This is a genomic window from Rugamonas sp. FW305-51, from assembly GCF_058786935.1.
Window position 1 is genome coordinate 34,143 of record NZ_JBYSZG010000012.1, and the last position, 23,338, is coordinate 57,480.

21 protein-coding genes and 1 riboswitch are annotated in these 23,338 nt (G+C 65.1%); of the genes, 5 read left to right on the forward strand and 16 right to left on the reverse strand.

Features of this window, described 5'->3' with window-relative positions; all coding sequences use genetic code 11:
- Positions 1 to 17: 17 nt before the first annotated feature.
- A complete protein-coding gene (locus AC3WOS_RS10780) occupies positions 18 to 503 on the reverse strand; it encodes a hypothetical protein (protein WP_492715934.1) in 486 nt (161 codons plus the stop codon).
- A gap of 268 nt (positions 504 to 771) precedes the next feature.
- Here AC3WOS_RS10780 and secA point away from each other — a divergent pair, with 268 nt between their 5' ends.
- The gene (gene secA, locus AC3WOS_RS10785) at positions 772 to 3,537 is read left to right on the forward strand and encodes a preprotein translocase subunit SecA (RefSeq protein WP_492715935.1); all 2,766 of its coding nucleotides are present in this window, start codon (positions 772 to 774) and stop codon (positions 3,535 to 3,537) included.
- A 263-nt stretch (positions 3,538 to 3,800) separates the two neighbouring features.
- On the opposite strand, the gene AC3WOS_RS10790 is transcribed toward secA, so the two are convergent.
- The 5 genes from AC3WOS_RS10790 to AC3WOS_RS10810 all read right to left on the reverse strand — a co-directional run bounded on the left by AC3WOS_RS10790 (position 3,801) and on the right by AC3WOS_RS10810 (position 9,430).
- On the reverse strand, positions 3,801 to 5,801 hold the full coding sequence (locus tag AC3WOS_RS10790; RefSeq protein WP_492715936.1) for an ATP-binding protein: 2,001 nt from the start codon (positions 5,799 to 5,801) through the stop codon (positions 3,801 to 3,803).
- Between the two features lie 86 nt (positions 5,802 to 5,887).
- Positions 5,888 to 6,295: a type 2 periplasmic-binding domain-containing protein gene (locus tag AC3WOS_RS10795; protein ID WP_492715937.1), complete on the reverse strand. Its 408-nt coding sequence runs from the start codon at positions 6,293 to 6,295 to the stop codon at positions 5,888 to 5,890.
- A gap of 13 nt (positions 6,296 to 6,308) precedes the next feature.
- On the reverse strand, positions 6,309 to 7,517 hold the full coding sequence (locus tag AC3WOS_RS10800; protein ID WP_492715938.1) for a porin: 1,209 nt from the start codon (positions 7,515 to 7,517) through the stop codon (positions 6,309 to 6,311).
- A 267-nt stretch (positions 7,518 to 7,784) separates the two neighbouring features.
- Positions 7,785 to 8,183, reverse strand: coding sequence for a type 2 periplasmic-binding domain-containing protein (locus AC3WOS_RS10805; protein WP_492715939.1), 399 nt, complete (start codon positions 8,181 to 8,183; stop codon positions 7,785 to 7,787).
- A gap of 26 nt (positions 8,184 to 8,209) precedes the next feature.
- The gene (locus AC3WOS_RS10810) at positions 8,210 to 9,430 is read right to left on the reverse strand and encodes a porin (protein ID WP_492715940.1); all 1,221 of its coding nucleotides are present in this window, start codon (positions 9,428 to 9,430) and stop codon (positions 8,210 to 8,212) included.
- Between the two features lie 427 nt (positions 9,431 to 9,857).
- Here AC3WOS_RS10810 and argJ point away from each other — a divergent pair, with 427 nt between their 5' ends.
- From argJ to AC3WOS_RS10825, 3 genes are read left to right on the forward strand one after another with little or no spacing between them, the layout of a single operon-like run.
- Complete coding sequence (argJ, locus tag AC3WOS_RS10815; RefSeq protein ID WP_492715941.1) at positions 9,858 to 11,096, forward strand: bifunctional glutamate N-acetyltransferase/amino-acid acetyltransferase ArgJ; 1,239 nt, start codon at positions 9,858 to 9,860, stop codon at positions 11,094 to 11,096.
- Between the two features lies 1 nt (position 11,097).
- On the forward strand, positions 11,098 to 11,982 hold the full coding sequence (locus AC3WOS_RS10820; RefSeq protein ID WP_492715942.1) for an ATP-binding protein: 885 nt from the start codon (positions 11,098 to 11,100) through the stop codon (positions 11,980 to 11,982).
- Positions 11,979 to 12,386 carry an NUDIX domain-containing protein gene (locus AC3WOS_RS10825; RefSeq protein ID WP_492715943.1) on the forward strand — a complete coding sequence of 136 codons (408 nt, stop codon included), beginning with the start codon at positions 11,979 to 11,981 and terminating at the stop codon, positions 12,384 to 12,386. Before AC3WOS_RS10820 ends, AC3WOS_RS10825 begins: the two co-directional genes overlap by 4 nt.
- 45 nt (positions 12,387 to 12,431) lie before the next feature.
- Here AC3WOS_RS10825 and AC3WOS_RS10830 read toward each other — a convergent pair whose 3' ends face one another.
- The 8 genes from AC3WOS_RS10830 to AC3WOS_RS10865 all read right to left on the reverse strand — a co-directional run bounded on the left by AC3WOS_RS10830 (position 12,432) and on the right by AC3WOS_RS10865 (position 20,380).
- Entirely contained in the window at positions 12,432 to 12,602 is a 171-nt protein-coding gene (locus tag AC3WOS_RS10830) for a DNA gyrase inhibitor YacG (RefSeq protein WP_492715945.1), read from the reverse strand.
- Positions 12,603 to 12,612: 10 nt separating this feature from the next.
- Positions 12,613 to 13,368, reverse strand: a complete 756-nt coding sequence (gene zapD, locus AC3WOS_RS10835) for a cell division protein ZapD (RefSeq protein WP_492715946.1) — start codon at positions 13,366 to 13,368, stop codon at positions 12,613 to 12,615.
- Positions 13,369 to 13,432: 64 nt separating this feature from the next.
- The gene (gene coaE, locus AC3WOS_RS10840; protein WP_492715947.1) at positions 13,433 to 14,074 is read right to left on the reverse strand and encodes a dephospho-CoA kinase; all 642 of its coding nucleotides are present in this window, start codon (positions 14,072 to 14,074) and stop codon (positions 13,433 to 13,435) included.
- Between the two features lies 1 nt (position 14,075).
- Positions 14,076 to 14,945, reverse strand: a complete 870-nt coding sequence (locus tag AC3WOS_RS10845; protein ID WP_492715948.1) for a prepilin peptidase — start codon at positions 14,943 to 14,945, stop codon at positions 14,076 to 14,078.
- A gap of 114 nt (positions 14,946 to 15,059) precedes the next feature.
- On the reverse strand, positions 15,060 to 16,277 hold the full coding sequence (locus AC3WOS_RS10850; protein ID WP_492715949.1) for a type II secretion system F family protein: 1,218 nt from the start codon (positions 16,275 to 16,277) through the stop codon (positions 15,060 to 15,062).
- Positions 16,278 to 16,287: 10 nt separating this feature from the next.
- Entirely contained in the window at positions 16,288 to 18,021 is a 1,734-nt protein-coding gene (pilB, locus tag AC3WOS_RS10855) for a type IV-A pilus assembly ATPase PilB (protein WP_492715950.1), read from the reverse strand.
- 204 nt (positions 18,022 to 18,225) lie between these two features.
- Positions 18,226 to 19,515, reverse strand: coding sequence for an HlyC/CorC family transporter (locus AC3WOS_RS10860; protein ID WP_492715951.1), 1,290 nt, complete (start codon positions 19,513 to 19,515; stop codon positions 18,226 to 18,228).
- Between the two features lie 238 nt (positions 19,516 to 19,753).
- Positions 19,754 to 20,380 carry a TetR/AcrR family transcriptional regulator gene (locus AC3WOS_RS10865; protein WP_492715952.1) on the reverse strand — a complete coding sequence of 209 codons (627 nt, stop codon included), beginning with the start codon at positions 20,378 to 20,380 and terminating at the stop codon, positions 19,754 to 19,756.
- A gap of 146 nt (positions 20,381 to 20,526) precedes the next feature.
- Between AC3WOS_RS10865 and AC3WOS_RS10870 the strand changes: the two genes are divergently transcribed.
- Positions 20,527 to 21,753 (forward strand): arabinose transporter, encoded by a 1,227-nt coding sequence (locus AC3WOS_RS10870; RefSeq protein ID WP_492715953.1) that lies wholly within the window; start codon positions 20,527 to 20,529, stop codon positions 21,751 to 21,753.
- 70 nt (positions 21,754 to 21,823) lie between these two features.
- On the opposite strand, the gene ribB is transcribed toward AC3WOS_RS10870, so the two are convergent.
- Together ribB and AC3WOS_RS10880 are read right to left on the reverse strand one after the other, a co-directional pair.
- Positions 21,824 to 22,492 (reverse strand): 3,4-dihydroxy-2-butanone-4-phosphate synthase, encoded by a 669-nt coding sequence (ribB, locus tag AC3WOS_RS10875; protein ID WP_492715954.1) that lies wholly within the window; start codon positions 22,490 to 22,492, stop codon positions 21,824 to 21,826.
- A gap of 116 nt (positions 22,493 to 22,608) precedes the next feature.
- Positions 22,609 to 22,785: riboswitch (FMN riboswitch) on the reverse strand.
- A 181-nt stretch (positions 22,786 to 22,966) separates the two neighbouring features.
- Positions 22,967 to 23,329, reverse strand: a complete 363-nt coding sequence (locus AC3WOS_RS10880) for a GFA family protein (protein WP_492715955.1) — start codon at positions 23,327 to 23,329, stop codon at positions 22,967 to 22,969.
- Positions 23,330 to 23,338: the final 9 nt, after the last annotated feature.

A 23,338-nucleotide genomic window follows, 5' to 3' on the forward strand; every position in this document is an offset into this window, starting at 1 on the left:
GGGTACGTCCCCATTTTTTAGCCGCCGCCCTGGCGCCGGCGCGCGACCATGCGCTGCAGGGCTTCGATCAGGATGGCGTTCTGGGGCGTCTGCTCGAGCGTGTGGCCCAGCTCGTCGAAGGCGGCGACGGCCGCTTCCGGCAGCGACAAGGCCCGCATCTGTTCCTTGATTGCGGCCGGCTTGACCATCTGCACCCGCAGCTTCACGCCCGTGACCTGCCAGCCGCGCCGGGCCAGCGTTTCCTGCAGCTTGGGCACTTGCTGCTTGAGCTTGGCCGCCAGCGCCGCATTGGGCGTGGCCAGCAGCAGCTGGCCATCCTCGAACGACAATATCTCCACGAACTTGAACATGGCCGGCAGGGCCGCCGCGCAATCGCGCTGCAGCGAGGCCATGCGTTCGATGGCCGGCAGCAGGGCGGCCATCTTGTCGTCACGCCGCAGGAAATCGGTGGCGACGACGGCCGTCGGCCGCTTCAGGGACAGGTTGGAGGAGTTGAATCGCATGGGCGAAACATAGCACAAGCCGGCCCATCCGTGCCGGTCGCTGTCACAGCCCCGCAGCAATTTCGCGCTGCATTCCGCTACGCACGTGTAAAATGTATTGATTTTGTGACATTGTTCTGCCTTGGGCTATTGTTATATAGGCCAATACCCCAATGTTGGCGACGGCGCATGATAAAATCATCGTCTTTTGCCATAGTCGAACTCCGTGCGGTAAAGCAACTTTCACCAACAGAGCTTTTTTTAACGGCGTTTTTTCAAGAATTCAAGCATGTCATTACTGACCCAGATTTTCGGTAGCCGCAACCAGCGGCTGCTCAAGCAATACCAAAAAACGGTACGCGAGATCAATGCGCTCGAGCCTGTCATTGAAAAGCTGTCGGATGCCGAGCTGCAAGCGAAGACGCCCGCCTTCAAGGAACGCATCGCCGCCGGTGAATCGCTCGACGCGATCCTGCCGGAAGCGTTCGCCGTCTGCCGCGAAGCGAGCAAGCGCGTGTTCAAGATGCGCCACTTCGACGTGCAGCTGATCGGCGGCATGGTTCTGCACTACGGCAAAATCGCGGAGATGGGCACGGGCGAGGGCAAGACGCTGACGGCAACCCTGCCGGCCTACCTCAATGCGCTGGCCGGCAAGGGTGTGCATATCGTCACGGTCAACGACTACCTGGCCCAGCGCGACGCCGACACCATGGGCAAGCTGTACGGCTGGCTGGGCTTGACGACGGGCATTAACCTGTCGCAGATGGAGCACGCCGCCAAGCAGGCTGCCTACAACGCCGACATCACCTACGGCACCAACAACGAATTCGGTTTCGACTACCTGCGCGACAACATGGTGTTCGAGTCGCGCGACCGGGTGCAGCGCGTGCTGAACTTCGGTATCGTCGACGAGGTGGACTCGATCCTGATCGACGAGGCCCGCACCCCGCTGATCATCTCCGGCCAGGCCGAGAACCACACTGACCTGTACTACAAGATCAATGAAGTGCCGCGCCTGCTGACCCAGCAGATCGGCGAGGAAACCCCGGACGGCAAGGGCAAGGTCGAAGTCCCCGGCGACTACACCAAGGATGAAAAAGCGCACCAGGTGCTGCTGACGGAAGCGGGCCACGAAAAGGCCGAAGCCATCCTGACCAAGATGGGCCTGCTGCCCGAAGGCGCCTCGCTGTACGACTCGGCCAACATCACGCTGGTGCACCACCTGTACGCGGCCCTGCGCGCGCACGCCCTGTACTTCAAGGACCAGCACTACGTGGTGCAGAACAATGAAGTGATCATCGTCGACGAATTCACGGGCCGTCTGATGACGGGCCGCCGCTGGTCCGATGGCCTGCACCAGGCCGTGGAAGCGAAGGAAGGCGTCAAGATCCAGAACGAGAACCAGACCCTGGCCTCGATCACGTTCCAGAACTATTTCCGCATGTACGGCAAACTGGCCGGCATGACCGGTACGGCCGATACGGAAGCGTACGAATTCCAGGAAATCTACGGCCTGGAAACGGTCGTCATTCCGCCCAACCGTCCATCCCAGCGCAAGGACCGCCACGACCAGGTGTACAAGTCGTCGGCCGAGAAGTACAACGCCATGATGCTGGAAATCCGCGAATGCTACGACCGCGGCCAACCGGTGCTGGTGGGTACCACCTCGATCGAGAACTCGGAACTGCTGTCGGCCATCCTGACCAAGGGCGACCTGCCGCACAACGTGCTGAACGCCAAGCAGCACGCCCGTGAAGCGGAAATCATCGCCCAGGCCGGCAGCCCCAAGGCCATCACTATCGCCACCAACATGGCCGGTCGCGGTACCGACATCGTGTTGGGCGGCAACGTGGAAGGTCAGATCCGGGTCATCGAAGCGAACGCCGAGCTGAGCGATGCCGACAAGGCCGCCCAGGCGCAGGCACTGCGCGACGGCTGGCAGGCGCTGCACAACCAGGTGGTGGCGGCCGGCGGCCTGCACATCGTCGGTACCGAGCGCCACGAATCGCGCCGGGTCGACAACCAGCTGCGCGGCCGTGCCGCGCGCCAGGGCGACCCCGGTTCCTCGCGCTTCTTCCTGTCGCTGGACGACCAGTTGCTGCGCATCTTCGCCGGCGACCGCGTGCGCGCCATCATGGATCGCCTGAAGATGCCGGAAGGCGAACCGATCGAAGCGGGCATCGTGTCGCGTTCGATCGAATCGGCCCAGCGCAAGGTGGAAGCACGCAACTTCGACATCCGCAAGCAATTGCTGGAATACGACGACGTGGCCAACGACCAGCGCAAGGTGATCTACCAGCAGCGCAACGAGTTGCTGGAAAGCGTGGACATCTCCGAGCTGATCCAGTCGCTGCGCCACGGCGCCTTCACCGACATGGTGCGCGAATACGTGCCGGCCGAATCGGTGGAAGAGCAGTGGAACATCAAGGGCCTGGAAGCGGCGCTGGCGGCCGAATGGCAGATCGAACTGCCGCTGGGCGCCATGCTCGAGTCCGAGCAGAACCTGACGGACGAGGACATTCTCGAGCGCGTGCTGGCCGCGGCCGATGCGCTGTACCAGTCCAAGATCGACATCGTGGGCAAGGAATCGTTCGGCGGCTTCGAGCGCAACGTCATGCTGCAAAGCGTGGACAGCCACTGGCGCGAGCACCTGGCCGCGCTGGACCACCTGCGCCAGGGCATCCACCTGCGCGGCTATGCGCAGAAGAACCCCAAGCAGGAGTACAAGCGCGAAGCGTTCGAGCTGTTCGGCCAGATGCTGGACATGATCAAGAACGAAGTGGTACGCCTGATCATGACGGTGCGCATCCAGTCGCGTGAAGAGATCGACGCGGCCGAAGCGGCCATGCAGCAGCCGCATGTGGGCAATGTGCACTACCAGCATGCCGACTTCAACCCGAACGCGGCGCCGGAAGACTTGCTGGCGCCGACGGCCAACGCCGAACCGGCCACGGGCGAGCCCCTGCTCAACATGGGCCTGAAAGTGGGCCGCAACGACCCATGCCCTTGCGGCAGCGGCAAGAAGTACAAGGCTTGCCACGGCAAGCTGGCCTGATTCTCCTCAGGCTGCGACAAAAAAAGCGGAAGCGCCCCGGCGCTTCCGCTTTTTTTTCGAACAATGGGGGAAATGGGGACGTACCCCATTTCCTGAAAAAAGGGGTACGTCCCCATTTTCTCCGTGTCCTGGTCTGTCCCTTTCCCGGGCTGGCGCTAGCGGGCCCAAAAAGGGGTACGTCCCCATTTTTCGAAAAGGGGTACGTCCCCATTTTCCGTCCCCATTTTCTTCGCGTCCTGCTCGTCCCTTTCCCGGGGCCTGCGCTAGCGGGCCGGGTCGCGCTGGGGGGCCACGCGGGGGATGGTGATGCGCACCGTGGTGCCCGCATCGGGCGCCGAGTCGATGGCGATGCGCCCGCCCAGCACACCCGTGACGATGTTGTAGACGATGTTCATGCCCAGCCCCGTGCCGCCCTGGCCCATCTTGGTGGTGAAGAAGGGATCGAACACGTGGCGCAGCACTTCTTCCGTCATGCCGGCGCCGTCGTCGGCAAATACCAGCTCCACCATGTCGTCGGCCGCGGCGGCGGCCCCTATCGTCACGGTGCCGCTGGCGCGCTGCTCGAAGGCGTGGGCCAGGGCGTTGTTGAACAGGTTGTTGAGGATCTGGTACAGGCCGCCGGGGTAGGAGTCCAGCTTGATGCCGTCGGCTATGTCCACCTGCACCGCGCAGTTGCTGCGCCGCAGCCGCGGCATGTAGGTGGCCACCGTGTCGTGCACGGCCGTGGCCAGGTCGAACTGGCGCCGCTGGTCGTTGGTCTGGTCGACGGCGATCTGCTTGAACGACGAGATCAGGTCGGCCGCCTTGCGCAGCGAACCGGAAATCAGTTCGCTGGCCAGCCGCACCTCTTCCAGGTAGCGCTGCAGCTCGGAGCGGCGCAGGTTGCCGCCGGCCACCAGCGCATCGAAGGCGTGGACCCGGTCGCCCAGCGCCGTCGAGGCCAGCAGGCTGTTGCCGATCGGCGTGTTGAGCTCGTGCGCGATGCCGGCCACGAGCGAGCCCAGCGATGCCATCTTTTCCGCCGCCAGCAGTTCGTGCTGGGTGCGCCGCAAGGTGTCGAGCGCGGCGCTCAGATCGGCGTTGGCGCGCTCGAGCGCGGCCGAACGTTCCTTGACCCGGCTCTCGAGCGACACGTTCAAGTCCTTCAGCTCGCGCTTGGCGTTCAGTTCCTCCGTCAGGTCCAGCAGGGCCCAGATGATGGCCTGGCGCCCGTCCAGCACCAGCGTCGAGGACCAGATGGCCACGCTGCCCACGCTGCCGTCGGGCAGCAGCACGCCGGCCACGTCGCCCTGCACGGCGCCGTCGCGCAGGAAGATGTCCCACATGCGGTCGCGCTCGCGCGTGCTGGCCCAGAACGACACCTGGTCCGAGCGCAGGCCCACCAGTTCGTTGACGGGGTGGCCGAAGGTGCGGGCCAGGGCCTGGTTGGCGCCGATGATGTGGCCGTCGAAATCGGTCACGCTCAGCGGCAGCGGTGCCATGTCGAACAGGGTCTTGAAGCGGGCCTCCGATTCGGACAGGCGCTGCTGCGACTGTTCCAGCTGGGCCACCCGCTGGCGCAGCGCGGCGCTCATGGCGTTGAGCGAACGCGAGAACTGGTCGATCTCGTCGCCCACCCGGCGCGGCGCCGGCAGCTCGGCCACGTCCAGCCCCGGCGCCAGTTGGCGGGTCTGGCCCGTCAACGCCTGCAGCCGCCGGCCGATGCCATGCGTGAACAGGTAGAACAGGGCCACGCCCAGCACCAGGCCGGCCAGCGAAATGAAGCCGCCTTGCCACATCACTTCGTCGCGCGCCTGCTGCAGGTCGCGCGTGGACAGGCCGAAGTTGAGCGAGCCGACCTTGTTATCCTGCAGCAGCAGCGGGGTGCGCGCGTGCAGCGTGCGGCCGTCGTCGTAGGTGCGTACGGCCTGGCCGGCCAGGTCGGTGCCGGCCGCCAGCGCGAACGGCAGGGTGGTGGCGCGCGTGCCCACTTCGATGATGGGGTGGCGCTCGGCATCGAGGATGACGATGTAGCGCAGGTAGCTGTCGTTGGGGTCGGCCAGCATTTCGGCCAGGTAGTTGCTCAGCTCGGCCAGCTTGCCGTGGGTGGCGTAGGGGCTGAGGGAAAGATTGAGGGTGACGGCGTATTCATGGGCCACCCGTTGCGCATTCTTGTTGACGGCGCTGTCCATCAGCCGCAGGCTGTTCCAGATCAGCAAGCCGACCACCAGCGCCTGCACCAGGGCGCTCAGCAGCAGAAATTTCGCGCGCAGCGATAAACTCAAGACTAGTCTCCCATGCCAGCATGACGGAGCCGGACGAGACAGCGCCCGCGACCCGGAACAGGCCGCGGGCGCGGGGAACGCCAGCGTTACGGCAGGGTCAGGATGACCTTGACGGTATCGTCCACTGCCGACTTGTCAATATAACCGATTGCCTTGGGATCGGCAGCAACGGCTTTCTTGACCTCGGCGTTGGAGGAGTATTCCTTGGGCGGCGTGCCCTTGCCCGTGAACACGATCTTGGACCAGATCGCCTTCACCTGGGCCGGATCCTTGTCGGCCGCCTTGTGGTAGAAGTCAGCGCGGATGGGCGAACCTTCGGCCTGGTCGACGGGCGTGAACATGGTCGATTTGCCCAGGAAGAACTGGGACGCCTGTTCCGAGAACATGCGCGTGGCGGGATTGGCCTTGTTGACGATGACGACCGTTTCGGCGCTGGCCGAGAAGGCGGTGGCGGACAGGGCGCACAGCAGGGAGGCTTGGATGATCAGTTTCATGTCGTCCTCCCGGTCAGAATACGAAGTCGAGCGAGGCGGCCACCACGTTGACCGTGTCCGTCAATCCCGTCGCCGGGCCGTTGATCAGGGTGCCGGTCTTGGTCTTGGGCTTGACGCGGTCGAGCTGCACCTTCAAGTCCACGTTCTTGGCGAAGTCCCAGCGCACGCCGATCAGGTCGGTGCTCTGCTCGGACGACGTCAGCAGGCCGTTGACACTGTTGAACAGGGCGCCGGCGGGCGGGAAGCCGGCCGGCAGCGTCACCGAACGGCCGTGCTGAGTGACGGCCGAGTGGGCGTAGTAAGGCAGCACCTTGCCCATGCGGTAGCCGACCATGGCGTACCAGGCGTTGTTGTCCGGGATGTAGACGGGATCCTTGGCGCGACGCATGCCATATTCGGCCTGGCCGATGATGTTGTTCCAGTCCAGCAGCGCACCGACGGCCGAGAACGCCACTTTCTTGGTGTGGTTGACGCCCAGCTCATCGGCCAGCGTGGGGAAGCCGACCTTGGTCAGCACGCCTTGCAACTGGTTGAGCGGGGCCACGTCGTTGCTGCTCAGCCTGGCTTCGAGGTAGGACGCGCGCAGCGTGACGGGGCCGTGCTCGACGGACATGCTCAGGGCCACCATCGGTGCGCGGTAAGTGGCCACGGCGGTAGCGCCGGCCAGCACCAGCTTGCCGCGGCTGACGCCGACGACGCCCTGGGCCGTGAAGTTGGTGTCGCCAAAGGCGTGCTGGTAATTGAAGTCGGCGCCGTCAGCGCTTTCGATCGGGTCCTGGGCGTACATCTCGACGGGAGGACGCATCATCGTGTTGGCGTAGCCCACGTTCTGGTAATCCGAGATCAGGAAGGTGGGAATCACGACCCGGCCCACGCGCACGTTCAGCTCATCGTTGATCTTGTACTTGAGGAAGGCCCAGGTCAGGTCCGTGGTGAAGGTGGGGCTGGTATTCTTGCGGGTCAGCACTTGCACCGTGCCCGACACCTGCTCGTTGACCTTGTAGCTGGCCTGCAGGCCCAGGTTGGTGTCCAGGCCTATCCTGGCTTTGTCCTTGACACCTTCGGCCTGGTTGTAGCGCGTGAACTCGGCCTTGTCCGTATCCGTCTTGGCCACACCGAGGGTGCCGAAGCCGCTGATGCTGAGATTGCCATCGTCCATCACGCCCGCGTGGGCGCCGCCGAAGGCTGCGAAGATTGCACTTGCCAATATAATTTTTTTCATAGTCCCCTCTTGTTGTCCTGCGAGAAATTCGGTGCTTGCAGGCATGTAGCGGTCAGGATCGCTGCCGCAGCCATGCGCGCTTAGCCATAACCTTAGTCGAATTTCCTGGAGGCATAAAACTAGAATGGCCAGAATTGAGTTGCTGCGGTGAAAACTGTGGTTTTTTCACCGACGTTCAGGACAAACAGGTGACAACGTCGCGCAAATGGCAGGAAATGACAACGCCCGGCACGGGGCCGGGCGCTGTTGAGGGGAGGCGGACGGTGCTTACGGCAGCGTCAGGATCACCTTGACGCTGTCATCCACCGCGGCCTTGCTGATGTAGCCGATGGCCTTGGGATCGGCCGCCACGGCCTTGCGCACTTCGGCGTCGGAGTTGTACTCCTTCGGTGGCGTGCCCTTGCCGGTAAACACCAGCTTGGACCAGATGGCCTTGACCTGGGCCGGATCCTTGTCGGCCACCTTGTGGTAGAACTCGGCGCGGATGGGCGAGCCTTCGGCTTGGTCGATCGGGGTGAACATGGCCGACTTGCCGAGGAAGAACTGGGCCGCCTGTTCCGAGAACATGCGGGTGGCCGGGTTCTGCTTGCTCACGATTACGACGGTTTCAGCCGACGCCGGCAGCGCAGCAGCAGCCAGGGCGGCGGCCAGCAGCAAAGAAGTCATCTTGGATTTCATTGAGGGGCTCCCGATCAGAATACGAAGTCAAGCGCTGCCGCAACCACGGTCACGCTGTTGGTGATGCCGGCGGCCGGCTGGACGAAGATCAGCGAACCGGACTTCGACTTGGGTTTGACGCGGTCCACTTGCACCTTCAGGGCCAGCGACTTGGCGAAGTCCCAGCGCACGCCGATCAGGTCCGAGCTCTGCTCGGTGGCCGGCAGCAGGCCGCGCACGGCCGCGCCCAGCGGGTGGGCGGCCGGCAGCGTGGCCGGCACGGTGACGGACGTGCCGGCGTAGGTGTTGGCGGCGTGGGCGTAGTACGGCAGCACCTTGCCGAAGCGGTAGCCGGCCAGCGCGTACCAGGCGTTGGTGTCGGGTACGTACACGGCTTCCTTGGCGCGGCGCTGGGCATATTCCGATTGCAGCAGGATGTTGTTCCAGTCCATCGTCACACCGACCGAGGTGAAGGCGATCTTCTTGCCCGGTGTCAGGCTCAGGTCGTTGGCCAGGTCGGGGAAGCCGCTGCGCGCCAGGATATTGGTCAGGTTGTTGATCGGGGTCAGGTCATTGGTGGTGAGCTTGGCGCGGGCATGGCCCAGGCGCACCAGGAAGGGGCCGTATTCACCGGTGAAGCTGACGCCGGCCGCAGGGGCGCGGTAGGTCGCCACGGAACCGGCGCCGGTGGGGATGAACAGCTTGCCGCGGCTCACGCCGGCGAAGGCCTGGGTGGTGAAGTTGAAGTCGCCGAAGGCATGCTGGTAGTTGACGTCGGCGCCGTCCACGTTCTCGATCGGGCACTGGCCGTACAGCTCGATCGGCGGACGCATCATCGTGTTGGCATAGCCCACGTTCTGGTAGTCCGAGATCAGGAAGGTCGGCAGCACGACGCGGCCCACGCGCACGTTCACTTCATCGTTGAGCTTGTACTTCAAAAAGGCCCAGGTCAGGTCCGTGGTGAAGGTGGGGCTGGTGTTCTTGCGGGTCAGCACTTGCGCCGTGGCCGACAGCTGCTCGTTGAATTTATAGGTGCCTTGCAGGCCCAGGTTGCTGTCCAGGCCGATGCGCGCCTTGTCGGAGATGCCTTCGGCCTGGTTGTAACGGGCGAACTGGGCCTGGTCCGTGTTGCTCTTGGCCACACCCAGCGTGCCGAAGCCGCTGATGCTCAGATTGCCGTCGTCCAGCGTGCCAGCTTGCGCGTGCAGCACGCCGAAGGCGGCCAGGATGCTTGCTACTAACAGTTGTTTTTTCATTCGTAGGATTCCGTTCAAGTCTTTATTTTTGTCGGCGCTCTGTCGGTTGGCGCAGCACGCCTGTCTGTTTGGCACGCCCGTTTGGCGCACTGCCGTCACCTTAGACGAATTTCCAGGTGGCATCTATTGCCGGGAAAGGAAATAGAACGAGTGTTCTAATATTAATGTAGTTTTGCGACCAAAACGCAACAATGGTAGCGATATCAATCCGATAAGTTATTGTTATTGAATGTCTTTTTGACAGCATTGCTGGTCTGGGCCGGTGATCGCCGCAACCACCAACCGCCGGCTGTCGGTCTGTAACTTTTGGTGCTTGCCTGCCGGCCCGGCGCACGCCGGCCCTGCCCGCCGGCCGTACCCTTTCCCGCGCCAGGCATTACAATAGCGGCTACCTTTTTCCCTTCCATCCCTAGCACGAGAACATACTATGGCCGTCAACTCCCCCAAGCCCCATGCAGCAGACCTCCAGCCCGTCGCCGGCGTCGCCATCGGCTATGCCGAAGCCGGCATCAAGAAGCCGAACCGCAAGGATGTGCTGGTGTTGCAGGTGGCGCCGGGCGCCACGGTGGCCGGGGTGTTCACGCTGAACCGCTTCTGCGCCGCGCCGGTGCAGGTGGCCAAGGCCCACCTGGCGGCCGTGCAGGCCGGCGGCAAGGCTATCCGCGCGCTGGTGGTCAACACGGGCAACGCCAACGCCGGCACGGGCGAGGCCGGCCTGGCCGCCGCCAACGCCAGCTGCGCCGCCCTGGCCGGCCTGCTCGGCTGCGAAGCCCAGCAGATCCTGCCATTCTCGACCGGCGTCATTCTCGAGCAGCTGCCAGTCGCCAAGATCGTGGCCGGCCTGCCGCAAGCGGTGGCCGGCCTGCAGGCCGACAACTGGTTTAACGCGGCCGAAGCCATCATGACCACCGACACCCAGCCCAAGGCCGCTTCGCGCCGCGTCACCATCGCCGGCCACAGCGTCACGCTGACGGGCATCAGCAAGGGCGCCGGCATGATCAAGCCCAACATGGCCACCATGCTCGGCTTCCTGGCGCTGGACGCCAAGGTGGCCCAGCCCGTGCTGGACGTGCTGGTCAAGCAGGTGGCCGACCGCAGCTTCAACTGCATCACCATCGACGGCGACACCTCGACCAACGACGCCTTCATGCTGATCGCCACCGGCGCCGGCACGCTGGAAGTGACGTCCGTAGACAGCCCCGAATACGCCGCCCTGGCCGCGGCCGTGACGGAACTGGCCCTGTTCCTGGCCCAGGCCATCGTGCGCGACGGCGAAGGCGCCACCAAGTTCATCACCGTCACGGTGGAGGACGGCAAGGACGTGGCCGAATGCCGCAAGATCGCCTACTCGATCGGCCATTCGCCGCTGGTCAAGACGGCCTTCTTCGCCTCCGACCCCAACCTGGGCCGCATCCTGGCCGCCATCGGCTACGCCGGCGTGGACGACCTGGACGTGAGCCGCCTGAACCTGTACCTGGACGACGTGTGGGTGGCCAAGGACGGCGGCCGCAATCCCGACTACAAGGAAGAGGATGGCCAGCGCGTGATGGCGCAAAGCGAGATCACGGTGCGCGTCAAGCTGGCGCGCGGCACGGCCGCCGCCACCGTCTACACCTGCGACCTGTCGCATGAGTACGTGACCATCAACGCCGACTACCGTTCCTGACATGAGTACGCCCCTGGAACAGTTCCTGGTGCGGGCCGAGGCGCTGCTGCAGCGGGTGGAAGCGATCCTGCCGCAAGCGCCGCGCCAGCCGGACTGGCGGCTCGGCTATGCCTACCGCTGGCGCCGCCACCACAGCGGCGCCAGCTACCTGCAAGCCGTGGCCCACGCCTCGTCCATCGCCCTGACCGACCTGCACAACATCGGTCCGCAAAAGGCCCAGATCGAACAGAACACGCGCCAGTTCGTGGCCGGCCGTCCGGCCAACAACGTGCTGCTGACGGGCGCGCGCGGCACCGGCAAGTCGTCGCTGATCAAGGCATGCCTGAACCAGTTCGCCGCCGACGGCCTGCGCCTGATCGAAGTGGACAAGGCCGACTTGGCCGAGCTGCCCGACATCGTCGACCTGGTGGCGGGCCGGCCCGAGCGTTTCATCATCTTCTGCGACGACCTGTCGTTCGAGGAAGGCGAGAGCGGCTACAAGGCGCTCAAGGTGGCGCTGGACGGCAGCGTGGCGGCCCAGTCCGACAACGTGCTGATCTACGCCACCTCCAACCGGCGCCACCTGATGCCCGAGCGCATGTCCGACAACGCCAGCTACCAGCATGACGAGGATGGCGATCTGCATCCGGGCGAGACGGTGGAGGAAAAGATCTCGCTGTCCGAGCGCTTCGGCCTGTGGCTGTCGTTCTACCCGTTCAAGCAGGACGACTACCTCGACATCGTGGCCCACTGGCTGGGCTCCTTCGGCTGCGACGCGGCCCACATCGCGGCCGCCCGCGCCGACGCGCTGCGCTGGGCCCTGCAACGGGGTTCCCGCTCGGGCCGGGTGGCCTGGCAGTTCGCCAAGGATTACGCGGGCAAGCTGCCGCAGGATGGGGCGGCATGAGCGGCGTGGCAGCGCGCCCCATCGACGTGGCCGTCGGCATCCTGATCCAGCCCAACGGCGACGTGCTGCTGGGCCAGCGTCCGGTGGGCAAACCTTACGACGGCTACTGGGAATTCCCCGGCGGCAAAGTCGATCCGGGCGAGACGGTGCTGGAGGCGCTCAAGCGCGAATTCGTCGAGGAATTGGGCTTGACCATCCGCAGCGCGCAGGAGTGGTGCGGCATCGAGCACGTCTATCCGCACGCCCACGTGCGGCTGCATTTCTTCATCAGCCGCGACTGGGAAGGCGAGCCGCAAGGGCTGGAAGGCCAGGCCTTTGCCTGGCAGGGGACAGTGGGAGTGGAACCGCTGTTGCCGGCCACCATACCGTTGCTGGAGTGGCTGGAGCAGGTGCGTTACGGCTGAGACTGAGCCTGAGCCTGAGACTCAGGCTGACGCTGGGCGCGCAGTTTATTCCTCGTCCAGCGGATCGACAGGCGGCGCGGCGGGGATGGCGTATTTTTCTTCGGCCCAGGCGCCCAGGTCGATCTGTTTGCAGCGTTCCGAGCAGAACGGGCGGTATTTGTTTTCCGGCTTCCACTCCACTTTGGCGGAGCAGGTGGGGCAATCGACTACGGTCATGGCATTCACTTCAAAAGTTACAGAGCGTGAGCTCGAAGGGGACATCGTCTTCCAGCGGCTTGGGCTTGAGGTCGCCGCCCTGGGTGGTAAAGCGTACCCACAGCATGTATTTGTTGGCTGAAATTTCGGGGATGGCGCCCAGCGTTTCATCGAGCGTCAGGCGCAGCATCTGGTACACCTTGCCTTGCAGCATTTGCTGGTAGCTGCCGCCGACGGCGATCATCTTGACCGGGCCGCCCGAGTCGCGCAGCAGGCGCAGCACCAGGGCCAGCGCGTCGAACAGGGGCGCCAGCGGGGCGAACCAGTTGGCGATGTCGTTGAAGCGCTGTTCGGCGCTGCGCTGCTGCCACGCATAGTAGGACGGCAAGTCGAACTCGCAGGCGCCGCCGGGGATGATGGTGCGGCCCCGGATCGACATCAGCCATTCGTTGTCGCGCACGTTCTGGCCCGTCTTGCCCTGGGCCGCCACCAGCGCGCTGCTGACGGTGTCCAGTTCGCCCAGGATGGCGTCCAGCGTCTCGGCCTGGACGTTGGGGTTCATGCGGTAGCCCAGCAGGCTCTGGCGCTGGCGTTCCAGCTCTTGCAGTAAATCGGATTTGAGGTCGGCCCGTCCGGCCACTTCCAGCATGTCGAAGATGGTGGCCAGGGCGACATGGTGCTGCATCGGATGTTCTTGATGTACAAAGAACTTGAATTTCTCGTACAGGTCCTCCAACCGCAACAACGTACGTATGCGCTCGTTGAAAGGATATTCGTAGACGATCAAAATAACATCCCTTTATGTGTGGACCCGCTGGTAATCCCGTGATTTTGAAGCAAGCGAAGCAAAATTACAAACGTTGTGCGGGGTTTGACGCCGTTCTGTCCGAAAATGCCAGATATAACTGGTGCAGACGCTCGATTTGGGGCGCCAGCGCGTCCAGCCCGGCGTCGTTGACGATCACGTCGTCGGCCGCGGCCAGCCGGGCCTGGCGCGTGGCCTGTGCCGCCATGATGGCCCGCACTTGCGCTTCTGGCAAGTGGTTGCGCGCCATCACCCGGGCGATCTGTACCGATTCCGCGCAGTCTACCGCAAGCACGCGCGACACTCGCGCACGCCATGTGCCCGATTCCACCAGCAGGGGGATGGCCAGCATCACATAGCAGCCGGTGGCGGCGGCCGTGGCCGCCTCCGTCTCGGCCCGGATGCGGGGGTGCAAAATCGCTTCCAGCCTGGCCTTGGCGCCCGCGTCGGCGAACACCAGCTGGCGCATGCGGGTCCGGTCCAGGGCGCCGGCGGCGTCGGCGAACGCGGGCCCGAACGCGGCCACGATGGCCGGCATGGCCGCGCCGTCCGGCGCCGTCAGCCGGTGGGCGATCTGGTCGGTGTCGATCACGGACACGCCGCGCGCGGCGAACAGGTCGGCCACCGTGCTCTTGCCGCTGCCGATGCCGCCCGTCAGGCCCACCGTGAAACGTGGCTGCCCGCCCATGTCAGCCCAGCAGGCCGGACGTGAAGCCCGACAGTTGCTTGCCGTACAGCAGGGCGATCAGGCCGGCGGCGGCCAGGTAGGGGCCGAACGGGATGGGGTTGTGGCGGCCGTGGCGAGCGAACACGATCAGGCAGATGCCGACCACGGCCCCCACCACGGACGACAGCAGGATGATGGCCGGCAGGATGGCCCAGCCCATCCACGCGCCCAGCGCGGCCAGCAGCTTGAAGTCGCCGTAGCCCATGCCCTCCTTGCCCGTGGCCAGCTTGAACAGCCAGTAGATCGACCACAGGGCCAGGTAGCCGGCCGCGGCGCCGATCACGGCGTCCTGCAGCGGCACGAAAGTGGCGTTGATGTTGAGCAGCAAACCGGCCCACAGCAGGGGCAGCGTGAGGTCGTCCGGCAGCATCTGGGTGTCGTAGTCGATGAAGGTCATGGCCACCAGCGCGCACACGAAGCCGATCGCCGCCAGCCCGGCCCAACCGCTGCCGAAGTGCCACACCATGAGGGCCGCCAGCGCGCCCGTCAGCAATTCCACGGCCGGATAGCGGGCCGAGATGGGCGCCTTGCAGGCCCGGCACTTGCCGCCCTGCACCAGGTAACTGAGCACGGGCACGTTTTCCATGGCCGTGATCTGGTGTCCGCAGTGGGGGCAGGCCGACCGGGGCACGACCAGGCTGTAGCGGTCCGTGTGGGGCGGCTCCTTGCCGCTTTCCGTGGCCACGTAGTTGTCGGACTCGCGCTGCATCATTTTCGGCAGGCGGTAGATGACGACGTTGAGGAAACTGCCGAACATGAGACCGAACAGGCCGGCGATCAGGCTGATGGGGAGGTCGAAAGGCGCAGCGAAGAACAGGGTAGATTGCAGCATGGAGTGATGCGCCCTGGGGGCGTCGTTATTGTCACGGGTCGAGTTTAAAGCATTCCGGTGCGCCGTTGCGGCGCTTTTTGAGTGGCGGGGGCCGGCGCGCGGCCCCCCCCGGCGTTACACCACGGAGCCGAGCTTGAAGATGGGCAGGTACATGGCGATCACCAGGCCGCCGATGATCACGCCCAGGATCACCATGATCAGCGGTTCCATCAGGCTCGACAGGGAAGCGACGGCGTCGTCCACTTCTTCCTCGTAGAAATCGGCCACCTTGCCCAGCATGGCGTCGAGCGAACCGGATTCCTCGCCGATGGCCACCATCTGCGTCACCATGTTGGGGAACACGTCGGCGTTCTGCATGGCTACCGTCAGGCTGGTGCCGGTGCTCACTTCGCTCTGGATGCGGCGCGTGGCGTCCAGGTAGACGGCGTTGCCGGCCGCCCCGCCCACCGAGTCGAGCGACTCGACCAGCGGCACGCCGGCCGCGAACATGGTGGCCAGGGTGCGGGTCCAGCGGGCGATGGTGGCCTTGCGGATCACGTCGCCGAAGATGGGCGCCTTGAGCAGGGCCACGTCCATGAAGCGCTGCACCTTGAGCGAGCGCTGCCAGGCCCGGAAGAAGAAATAGATGCCGCCGAACAGGCCGCCGAAGATCACGTACCACCACTTGACGAAAAATTCCGAGATCGCCATCACGGCCAGGGTGGGGGCCGGCAGGTCGGCGCCAAAGCTCTTGAACACTTCCTTGAAGGCCGGCACCACCCAGATCATGATGACGGCCGTGACGATGAAGGCCACGGCCAGGATGGAGACCGGATACATCAGGGCCGACTTGATCTTGGCCTTCATGGCCAGCGTCTTTTCCTTGTAGATCGCCAGCCGGGTCAGCAGGTCTTCCAGGATACCGGCCTGTTCGCCGGCCCCCACCAGGTTGCAGAACAGGGGGTCGAAATACAGGGGGAACTTGCGGAACGCCTGGTTCAGGCTGGTACCGGTCTCGATGTCGGCCCGCAAGTCCAGCACCAGCTTGGACACGGACGGGTTGCTGTGGCCCTTGCCGACGATGTCGAACGATTGCAGCAGGGGCACGCCGGCCTTCATCATGGTGGCCAGCTGGCGCGTGAACAGGGAAATGTCCTTGTCCGTCACTTTCTTGCCGCTGCGGTAGACCTTTTTCTTGACCTTGGTCACCATGATGCCCTGGCGGCGCAGCGTCACGTTGACGACGGCCTCGCCGCCGGCGCGCAGTTCGCCGCGCACGGTCTTGCCGGTCTTGTCCTTGCCCTCCCAGGCAAAGACGGATTCCTTGATCGGGGTACCGCTCGATGTGGCCATGGTCACTTTCCTATTCGTTGGTGCAGCCGAGGACTTCTTCCAGGCTGGTCAGGCCGTTCTTGACCTTGACCAGGCCCGACTGGCGCAGCGATTTGACGCCCTCGGCCTCGGACTGGGCCGCAATTTGCATGGCGTTGCCGCTGGCCAGGATCAACGCTTCGATGGCCGGCGAGATCGGCATGATCTGGTAGATGCCGACCCGGCCCTTGTAGCCGCCGCCGTTGCATCGTTCGCAGCCGACCGGGCCGTACGGCTTCCAGCTGCCATCGAGCTCCTCGGGCCCGAAGCCGGCCTTGATGAGCAGTTCGTCGGAAATGTCGACCGGCTGCTTGCAGGTGCACAGCCGGCGCGCCAGGCGCTGGGCCGTGATCAGGATCACGGACGAGGCGATGTTGAACGGCGCCACCCCCATGTTCATCAGCCGCGTCAGGGTCGACGGGGCGTCGTTGGTGTGCAGGGTGGAGAACACCATGTGGCCGGTCTGGGCCGCCTTGATGGCGATGTCGGCCGTCTCCAGGTCGCGGATCTCGCCCACCATGATGATGTCCGGGTCTTGCCGCAGGAACGACTTGAGGGCCACCGGGAAGGTCAGGCCGGCCTTGTCGTTGACGTTGACCTGGTTCACACCGGGCAGGTTGATCTCGGCCGGGTCTTCGGCCGTCGAGATGTTGATGCCGGGCTTGTTGATCACGTTCAGACAGGTGTACAGCGAGACCGTCTTGCCCGAGCCGGTCGGCCCCGTCACCAGCACCATGCCGTAGGGACGGTGGATGGCGTCAAGCAGCAGGGCCTTCTGGTCCGGGTCGTAGCCGAGGGCGTCGATGCCCATCTGGGCCTGGGTGGCGTCCAGGATACGCATCACCGTCTTCTCGCCGAACAGCGTGGGCAGGGTCGAGATGCGCAGGTCGATGGTCTTGGTGGGCGACACGATCAGGCGCATGCGGCCATCCTGCGGGACGCGCTTTTCCGATATGTCGAGCTTGGCCAGCACCTTGATGCGCGATACCAGCTTTTCCTTGATCGAAATGGGCGGCTGGGCGTGCTCGATCAGCACGCCGTCGACCCGGAAGCGGATCCGGTAGAACTTTTCGAACGGTTCGAAATGCAGGTCGGAGGCGCCCATGTTGACGGCGTCCATCAGCATCTTGTTGAGGAAGCGCACGATGGGCGCGTCTTCCACTTCGCTGGCGGCCTGGTCGGCCGCGGCCGTGGTGACGGGACTGTCGTCCTCGGCGAACTGGATATCCTGTTCCTCGCCCACCATGTCGTTGATGCTCTGTTCGGTGCTCTTGCTGAGCGCGGCCAGCAGCTTGAGCAGGGCGTCGTGGGCCACGATCACCGGTTCGACCGTCGATTCGGTCTGGAACTTGATCTGGTCCAGGGCCTGCAGGTTGGTCGGGTCCGAAATGGCGACCGACATCTTGTTGCCGCGCTTGGCCAGGGCCAGCACGCGCTGGCCGTACATCAGTTTGCTGTCTATGCTCTTGGGCGGCAGCACGTCCAGGTTCAGGCTGGCCAGGTCGACCTGGGGGTAGGCATAGGTTTCCGAGCAAAATGTGGCCAGTGCGGCGGCGTCGATGGTGCCGCTGGCCAGCAGCGTGTCGATGAAGGGCAGCTTGTCGTTGGCCGCCTTCTTTTGCAGCGCCTCCGCCTGCTGGGCGTTCAGGCGTCCGGCTTGCATCAAAGCCCGCGCCAGCCCCGGCAAGGGGGGCGTGGGCGCCGTGTTGGGGAGGACTGCTGCCATAGGAGCGCGCTGTGAGGAAATCAATCGGGAAAGTGGAGCGGACAGCAGTGGCCTGCCGCGCGACTAGCCATCGGATAATGCCCTTAGGAATCAAGTTTGTAAAGCAATTCGTTGCCGTGCGGCAACAATGTGTCTCCGCACAACCGGCACCCGTGCGCCCCGCGCGGCAGGACGCCAGCAACGGCGGGGTTGCCGCGAATCTGCTCAGGAAGCGCGCTTGCTGCCCGGCCGTATCAATTTCACCACTTTGATCGACTGGTGCTGCACTTGCACCACCTCGATCACGCACTGGCCGATCTTGACGCTGATGGGCGCTTCCGGAATTTCCTGCAACAATTCCAGCATCATCCCATTCAGGGTTTTCGGCCCGTCCAGGGGGAAGTTTAATCCCAGACGCTTATTAATGTCACGCAATGCCGTGGCCCCTTCGAGCAGGCATTCGCCCTGCTCGTTCCAGCCGAAGCTGTCGGCCCGGGCCGCGCCCGGCATGGAGGTGGTGAACTCGCCTATCATTTCCTCGATGATGTCGTCCAGCGTGACCAGGCCCTGCACTTCGCCGTACTCGTCGACGATGATGCCCAGCCGCTCGCGGTTTTCCTGGAAGTATTGCAGCTGGGTGAACACGCCCGTGTCCTGGGGAATGAAGTAGGGCGTCGTCAGCAGGGCGCGGAAGTGCTCCACGGTCAACTCTTCCTCCTGGTTGAGCAGGGCCACGGCCTTGCGCACGTGCAGGATGCCGACGATCTGGTTGATCTCGCCCTCGTAGACGGGCAGCTTGTTGTGGTAGCAGGTGGTCAGCTCGTGCTTGATCTCGTCCACCGGCAAGGCCAGGTCCAGCGCCTCGATCTGCGAGCGCGGCGTCATGATGTCCTCGACCGAGATGGTTTCCAGGTCGAACAGGTTGAGCAGGATGCTCTTGTGCTTTTGCGGGATGAAGTTGCCCCCTTCGAGCACGATGGAGCGCAGCTCCTCGGGCGACAGGCGGGCGTCGTGCTGGTGGGTGCCATCCTTGATGCGCAGCGGCTTGAGCACCAGGTTGACGAACAGGTTGACGAACCAGATCAGGGGCTTGGCCACGGCCATCAGCGGCTTGAGCACCATGCTGGTGGGCAGTGCGATCTTTTCCGGATAGGTGGCGCCGATCACCTTGGGCGAGATTTCCGCGAACACGATCAGCAGGAACGCCACCACGCTGGTGGAGATGGTGATCACGTTGTCGTCATGGCCGAAGGTGTCGATGGCGATCGCCGTCACCAGCGCCGTGGCCATGGCGTTGATCAGGGTGTTGGCGATCAGCACCAGCGACAGCAGCTTGTCGGTGCGGTCGAGCAGCCACAGGGTGGTGATGGCGCTGCGGCTGCCGCGCTTGGCCAAATGGCGCAGCCGGTGGCGGTTGGCCGCCATCAGGGCGGTTTCCGCCATCGCGAAGAAGGCCGAGCACAATATCAGGAGGGCGAGCGCAAGCAGTTGCACCCAGAACGGCACGGTATCCAAGGGTCACCGTAAAGAATCTTGCATGGGAAACTGGCCGGCCAACAACGGCACGGAGCCAGAACGGGATGGCCCGCACGGCGGCCACAGAGTTCTGGATTCTAAGGCAAGGGCGACATCGATGCAAGTTTGCCCGTTTTGCCAGCAGATGGCGCGAGCTTGCCGGCGGGGCGGCGGCGCCCGTCCGGGCCGGTGCGCGCCCGCGGCCGGGGGCGCCGCCAGGGGAGGTTCGGCGTCGCGCTCACGCGGGCCGCGCGCGCCCGAACGTCAGGTAGCCCATGACGGCGGCCACGATGGCGTGCTCGATGTCGGCCAGCGGATAACCGGGGGCGTCGATCACGGCCGCATGCACCATCGACTCCATGATGTGCAGGATGACCCAGGTCGCCAGGTCCAGGTCGCGCGGCGCGATGGCGTCCTGCCACGCGTCGAGCAGCGCCCGCACCCGCAGGAAGATGTCCTGGTCGGCCGCGTTGTCCGCCTGTGGCGCGTCGAAATAGGGAAACTCCCGTTCCAGCATCTTGTGCAGGGCCGGTTCGACCATGTGCGCGGCCAGCAGGGCCCGTATCAGGGCCTGGATCTGTCCTTCGAGCGTCGTTGCGGCCGCGTGCGCCAGTACGGTTGCCACCGTTTGCCGCATGTGCTCGCCATGGCGCTGGTGCAGGGCCGCGATCAGGGCATCCTTGTTGTCGAAGTACTGGTACAGCGAGCCGACGCTGATGCCGGCCCGCTCGGCGATCAGGTTGGTATTGGTGCCGGCATAGCCGTGGACGGCGAAAACGCGAGCCGTCGCCTCCAGGATGGTGTCGACGGTATGCCGGGAACGGGCCTGGCGTGGCGCTTTGCGGGGCTGCGGGATGGTGGGCATGGCGGCGGGCGGATGCGAGTTTTCGTGGCGGGATGTTAATTTTACAATATGGCCTATATGTGAGCAATTGCTCGCATTTTGAGGCCGGCCGTTCCGTTACTGACGATGGCGGCCGGCGCTTCCCATCCATCGACGAAAGACGCAATATGATTCCGCAAAAAAAACCTGCCCACCCGGCCCCGGCCAGCGGGCCCGGCATGGCCCCGCCTGCCGCGCACAGCGTGCTGGCGCGCATCCTGCCCATCGTGGCGGCGGTGCTGCTCAGTTTCATGACCATCGGCCTGGCGTTGCCCGTGCTGCCCTTGCACGTGCATGACCGTCTGGGCCTGAGCACCGTGCTGGTCGGCGTGGTGGCCGGCGCACAGTTCGTGGCGGCATTGCTGACCCGTGCCTGGGCCGGCGCCATGGCCGATACGCGCGGCGCCAGGCGCACCGTGGTGACCGGCTTCGCGCTGGCCGCCGTTTCCGCCCTCATTTACGCCGTCTCGCTGGCGCTGCTGCGCCAGCCGGCGTTGTCGGTGGGCGTGCTGCTGGCCGGCCGCCTGCTGCTCGGCTGCGCCGAGAGCCTGATCGTGACGGGCGCCTTGAGCTGGGGTGTGGGCCTGGTCGGTCCGCAACACGCGGGCAAGGTGATGGCCTGGGTCGGCATCGCCATGTACGGCGCCTACGCGGCCGGCGCGCCGGCCGGCGTGGCCATCTACGGCGGCTACGGTCTGCTAGGCATCGCCGTGGCCGGCATGGCGGCGCCGCTGTGCGCCATGCTGGTGTTGCTGGGCAGGGCCGGCCCGGTGCCTGCCAGCACACGCCGCATGCCGTTCTACAAGGTGCTGGGCGCCGTCTGGTGGCCCGGCATGGGGTTGGCCTTGTCCAGCGTCGGCTTCGGCGTCATCACCGGCTTCATTTCGCTGCTGTTCGCGGCGCGCCAGTGGGGCAACCCGGCGCTGGCCTTTACCGCGTTCGGCGCCGCCTTCATCGGCGCGCGCCTGCTGTTCGGCTACTTGCCCGACCAGATCGGCGGCGCGAAAGTGGCCCTGGTGTGCGTGCTGATCGAAATCGCCGGCCAGCTGTGCATCTGGCAGGCGGGGGCGCCGCCGCTGGTGTATGTGGGCGCCGCGCTGACCGGCTTTGGCTATTCGCTGGCCTTTCCCGGTTTCGGGGTGGAGGCCGTCAAGCGGGCGCCGCCGCAAAGCCGCGGCGCGGCGATGGGCGCCTACGTGGCCTTCCTCGACATCTCGCTCGGCGTCACGGGGCCGTTGGCCGGTGCGCTGGCCAACGGCGGCGATATCGGGGCCGTCTATCTGGGCGGCAGCATCGCCGTCGCCTGCGCCCTCGTCATCGCGCTGCGCCTGCTGATGGCGCCGCGCCCGGCCTGACAGCATCAGGACCGGCCCGCCGGCGACAGGACCAGCCGGATGGCGCCGCCCCCGGTCCGGCGCGCCGTCTTTATTGCCTCTGTTGCAGATAGGCGGCCAGTTCGGCGATGGTCAGCTGCACCAGGTCGTGGGTGGCGGCATACTGTGCGACCTGCGTGCCCTTGCTCATCGTCCCATCAGGGTTCATCAGCTCGCACAGCACGGCCGCCGGCTGCAGGCCGGCCAGCCGCATCAGGTCGACCGACCCTTCCGTATGGCCCCGTCGGCTCAGCACGCCACCTGGCACGGCCCGCAGCGGGAACACGTGGCCGGGCCGGGCCAGGTCGTCCGGCGTGGCGCCGGGCGCGATGGCGGCCCGTATCGTCGTCACGCGGTCGGCCGCCGACACGCCCGTCGTCACGCCGTGCCGCGCTTCGATGGTGACGGTGAAGGCGGTGCCGTGGCGGCTGCCGTTGTGCGCCACCATGGGCGGCAAGTCCAGCTGGCGCAGGCGCTCGTCCGTGAGGCACAGGCAGACGATGCCGCTGCCATCACGGATCAGCCTGGCCATGGCGTCGACGCTGAGGTGTTCGGCCGCGACGATCAGGTCGGCCTCGTTCTCGCGGTCGAAATCGTCCATCAGCAGTACGGCGCGGCCGGCCCGCAAGTCGGCCAGGGCCCGTTGCAGGCGCTGGGCGAACGGCGCCTGCGGCGCAACGGTATGGTTGGGATCTATCGTCGGGTTGGTGGTATTGAACATGTAGAAACGCTCCGCAAAGTGAAGTTGCAAAAGACGTTTCAGGGGAGAAGTGCATGGCCAAGCGACAGCGGCCCGGCGCCCGCCGCGAACGGCAGGGAGCAGGCATATCAAGTTGGGCACATCGTCTTTCATCCGGACTGTTACCGTCGGCCCTGGCATCGCACCAGATCTGCTGACCTTGCCGTTGTTCCTGACGAAACGATGGCAAGCGCTCGCGGGCTTGGCCGGACACATCGCAACGATGCGCCGGCCTTACCGCCGGTGGGGAATTGCACCCCGCCCTGAAGACGTACATAACTTGCCGGCTCAACCGGCAGCCCGATTATACGTATTTTCTGCGGGTGGAAAATGGCTGGCGGGCGCTGGAATGCGAGCCGCCGTGCGCGGCGTGTCGTGCCGGACCAGTGCCGTGGCGGCGGCCCGGTGCGACGGGAACGCGAGCCCGCGGCAGTGGTGGTGCGCGGCGCCGGGCGCTCAGTCGTCGAGATAGGTCCAGCTGTCGGCGCCGTCGAAGCGGCGGATGCGCACGTCGCCGATCTGCTCCGGTTCGAAATTGCGGATGTTGACGCCCATCCGGTCCTTGGCCTCGTCCGTCAGTGGTTCCCAGTGGGTGACGCAGCCGCAATGGCGGCAGCGCACCGTGCTCAGCGTCCGGTCGCCCCAGACATAGCCGGTCGTATGCTCCGGGTGGCCGCTGATGGTGACGGTGCCGACGGGATAGTAGGCCCACAGGGCGCCGAGCCGGCGGCAAATGGAGCAGTTGCAGTTGATTACCGTCTCCGGCGCGTGCGGAATGGCGATGCGGACGGCGCCGCAGTGGCAAGTGGTGGTGAGCATGGTGGTCGT

What these genes read in the sequence shown, in the direction of transcription:
- AC3WOS_RS10795 (WP_492715937.1), bottom strand. Translation starts at nt 6,295, where the DNA reads ATGAAACTGATCATCCAAGCCTCCCTGCTGTGCGCCCTGTCCGCCACC.
- AC3WOS_RS10830 (WP_492715945.1), bottom strand. Translation starts at nt 12,602, where the DNA reads ATGACCGTAGTCGATTGCCCCACCTGCTCCGCCAAAGTGGAGTGGAAG.
- coaE (WP_492715947.1), bottom strand. Translation starts at nt 14,074, where the DNA reads ATGGGCGGGCAGCCACGTTTCACGGTGGGCCTGACGGGCGGCATCGGC.
- AC3WOS_RS10825 (WP_492715943.1), top strand. Translation starts at nt 11,979, where the DNA reads ATGAGCGGCGTGGCAGCGCGCCCCATCGACGTGGCCGTCGGCATCCTG.
- AC3WOS_RS10800 (WP_492715938.1), bottom strand. Translation starts at nt 7,517, where the DNA reads ATGAAAAAAATTATATTGGCAAGTGCAATCTTCGCAGCCTTCGGCGGC.
- AC3WOS_RS10805 (WP_492715939.1), bottom strand. Translation starts at nt 8,183, where the DNA reads ATGACTTCTTTGCTGCTGGCCGCCGCCCTGGCTGCTGCTGCGCTGCCG.
- ribB (WP_492715954.1), bottom strand. Translation starts at nt 22,492, where the DNA reads ATGTTCAATACCACCAACCCGACGATAGATCCCAACCATACCGTTGCG.
- AC3WOS_RS10880 (WP_492715955.1), bottom strand. Translation starts at nt 23,329, where the DNA reads ATGCTCACCACCACTTGCCACTGCGGCGCCGTCCGCATCGCCATTCCG.
- AC3WOS_RS10820 (WP_492715942.1), top strand. Translation starts at nt 11,098, where the DNA reads ATGAGTACGCCCCTGGAACAGTTCCTGGTGCGGGCCGAGGCGCTGCTG.
- pilB (WP_492715950.1), bottom strand. Translation starts at nt 18,021, where the DNA reads ATGGCAGCAGTCCTCCCCAACACGGCGCCCACGCCCCCCTTGCCGGGG.
- argJ (WP_492715941.1), top strand. Translation starts at nt 9,858, where the DNA reads ATGGCCGTCAACTCCCCCAAGCCCCATGCAGCAGACCTCCAGCCCGTC.
- secA (WP_492715935.1), top strand. Translation starts at nt 772, where the DNA reads ATGTCATTACTGACCCAGATTTTCGGTAGCCGCAACCAGCGGCTGCTC.
- AC3WOS_RS10845 (WP_492715948.1), bottom strand. Translation starts at nt 14,945, where the DNA reads ATGCTGCAATCTACCCTGTTCTTCGCTGCGCCTTTCGACCTCCCCATC.
- AC3WOS_RS10865 (WP_492715952.1), bottom strand. Translation starts at nt 20,380, where the DNA reads ATGCCCACCATCCCGCAGCCCCGCAAAGCGCCACGCCAGGCCCGTTCC.
- AC3WOS_RS10810 (WP_492715940.1), bottom strand. Translation starts at nt 9,430, where the DNA reads ATGAAAAAACAACTGTTAGTAGCAAGCATCCTGGCCGCCTTCGGCGTG.
- AC3WOS_RS10780 (WP_492715934.1), bottom strand. Translation starts at nt 503, where the DNA reads ATGCGATTCAACTCCTCCAACCTGTCCCTGAAGCGGCCGACGGCCGTC.
- AC3WOS_RS10850 (WP_492715949.1), bottom strand. Translation starts at nt 16,277, where the DNA reads ATGGCCACATCGAGCGGTACCCCGATCAAGGAATCCGTCTTTGCCTGG.
- AC3WOS_RS10870 (WP_492715953.1), top strand. Translation starts at nt 20,527, where the DNA reads ATGATTCCGCAAAAAAAACCTGCCCACCCGGCCCCGGCCAGCGGGCCC.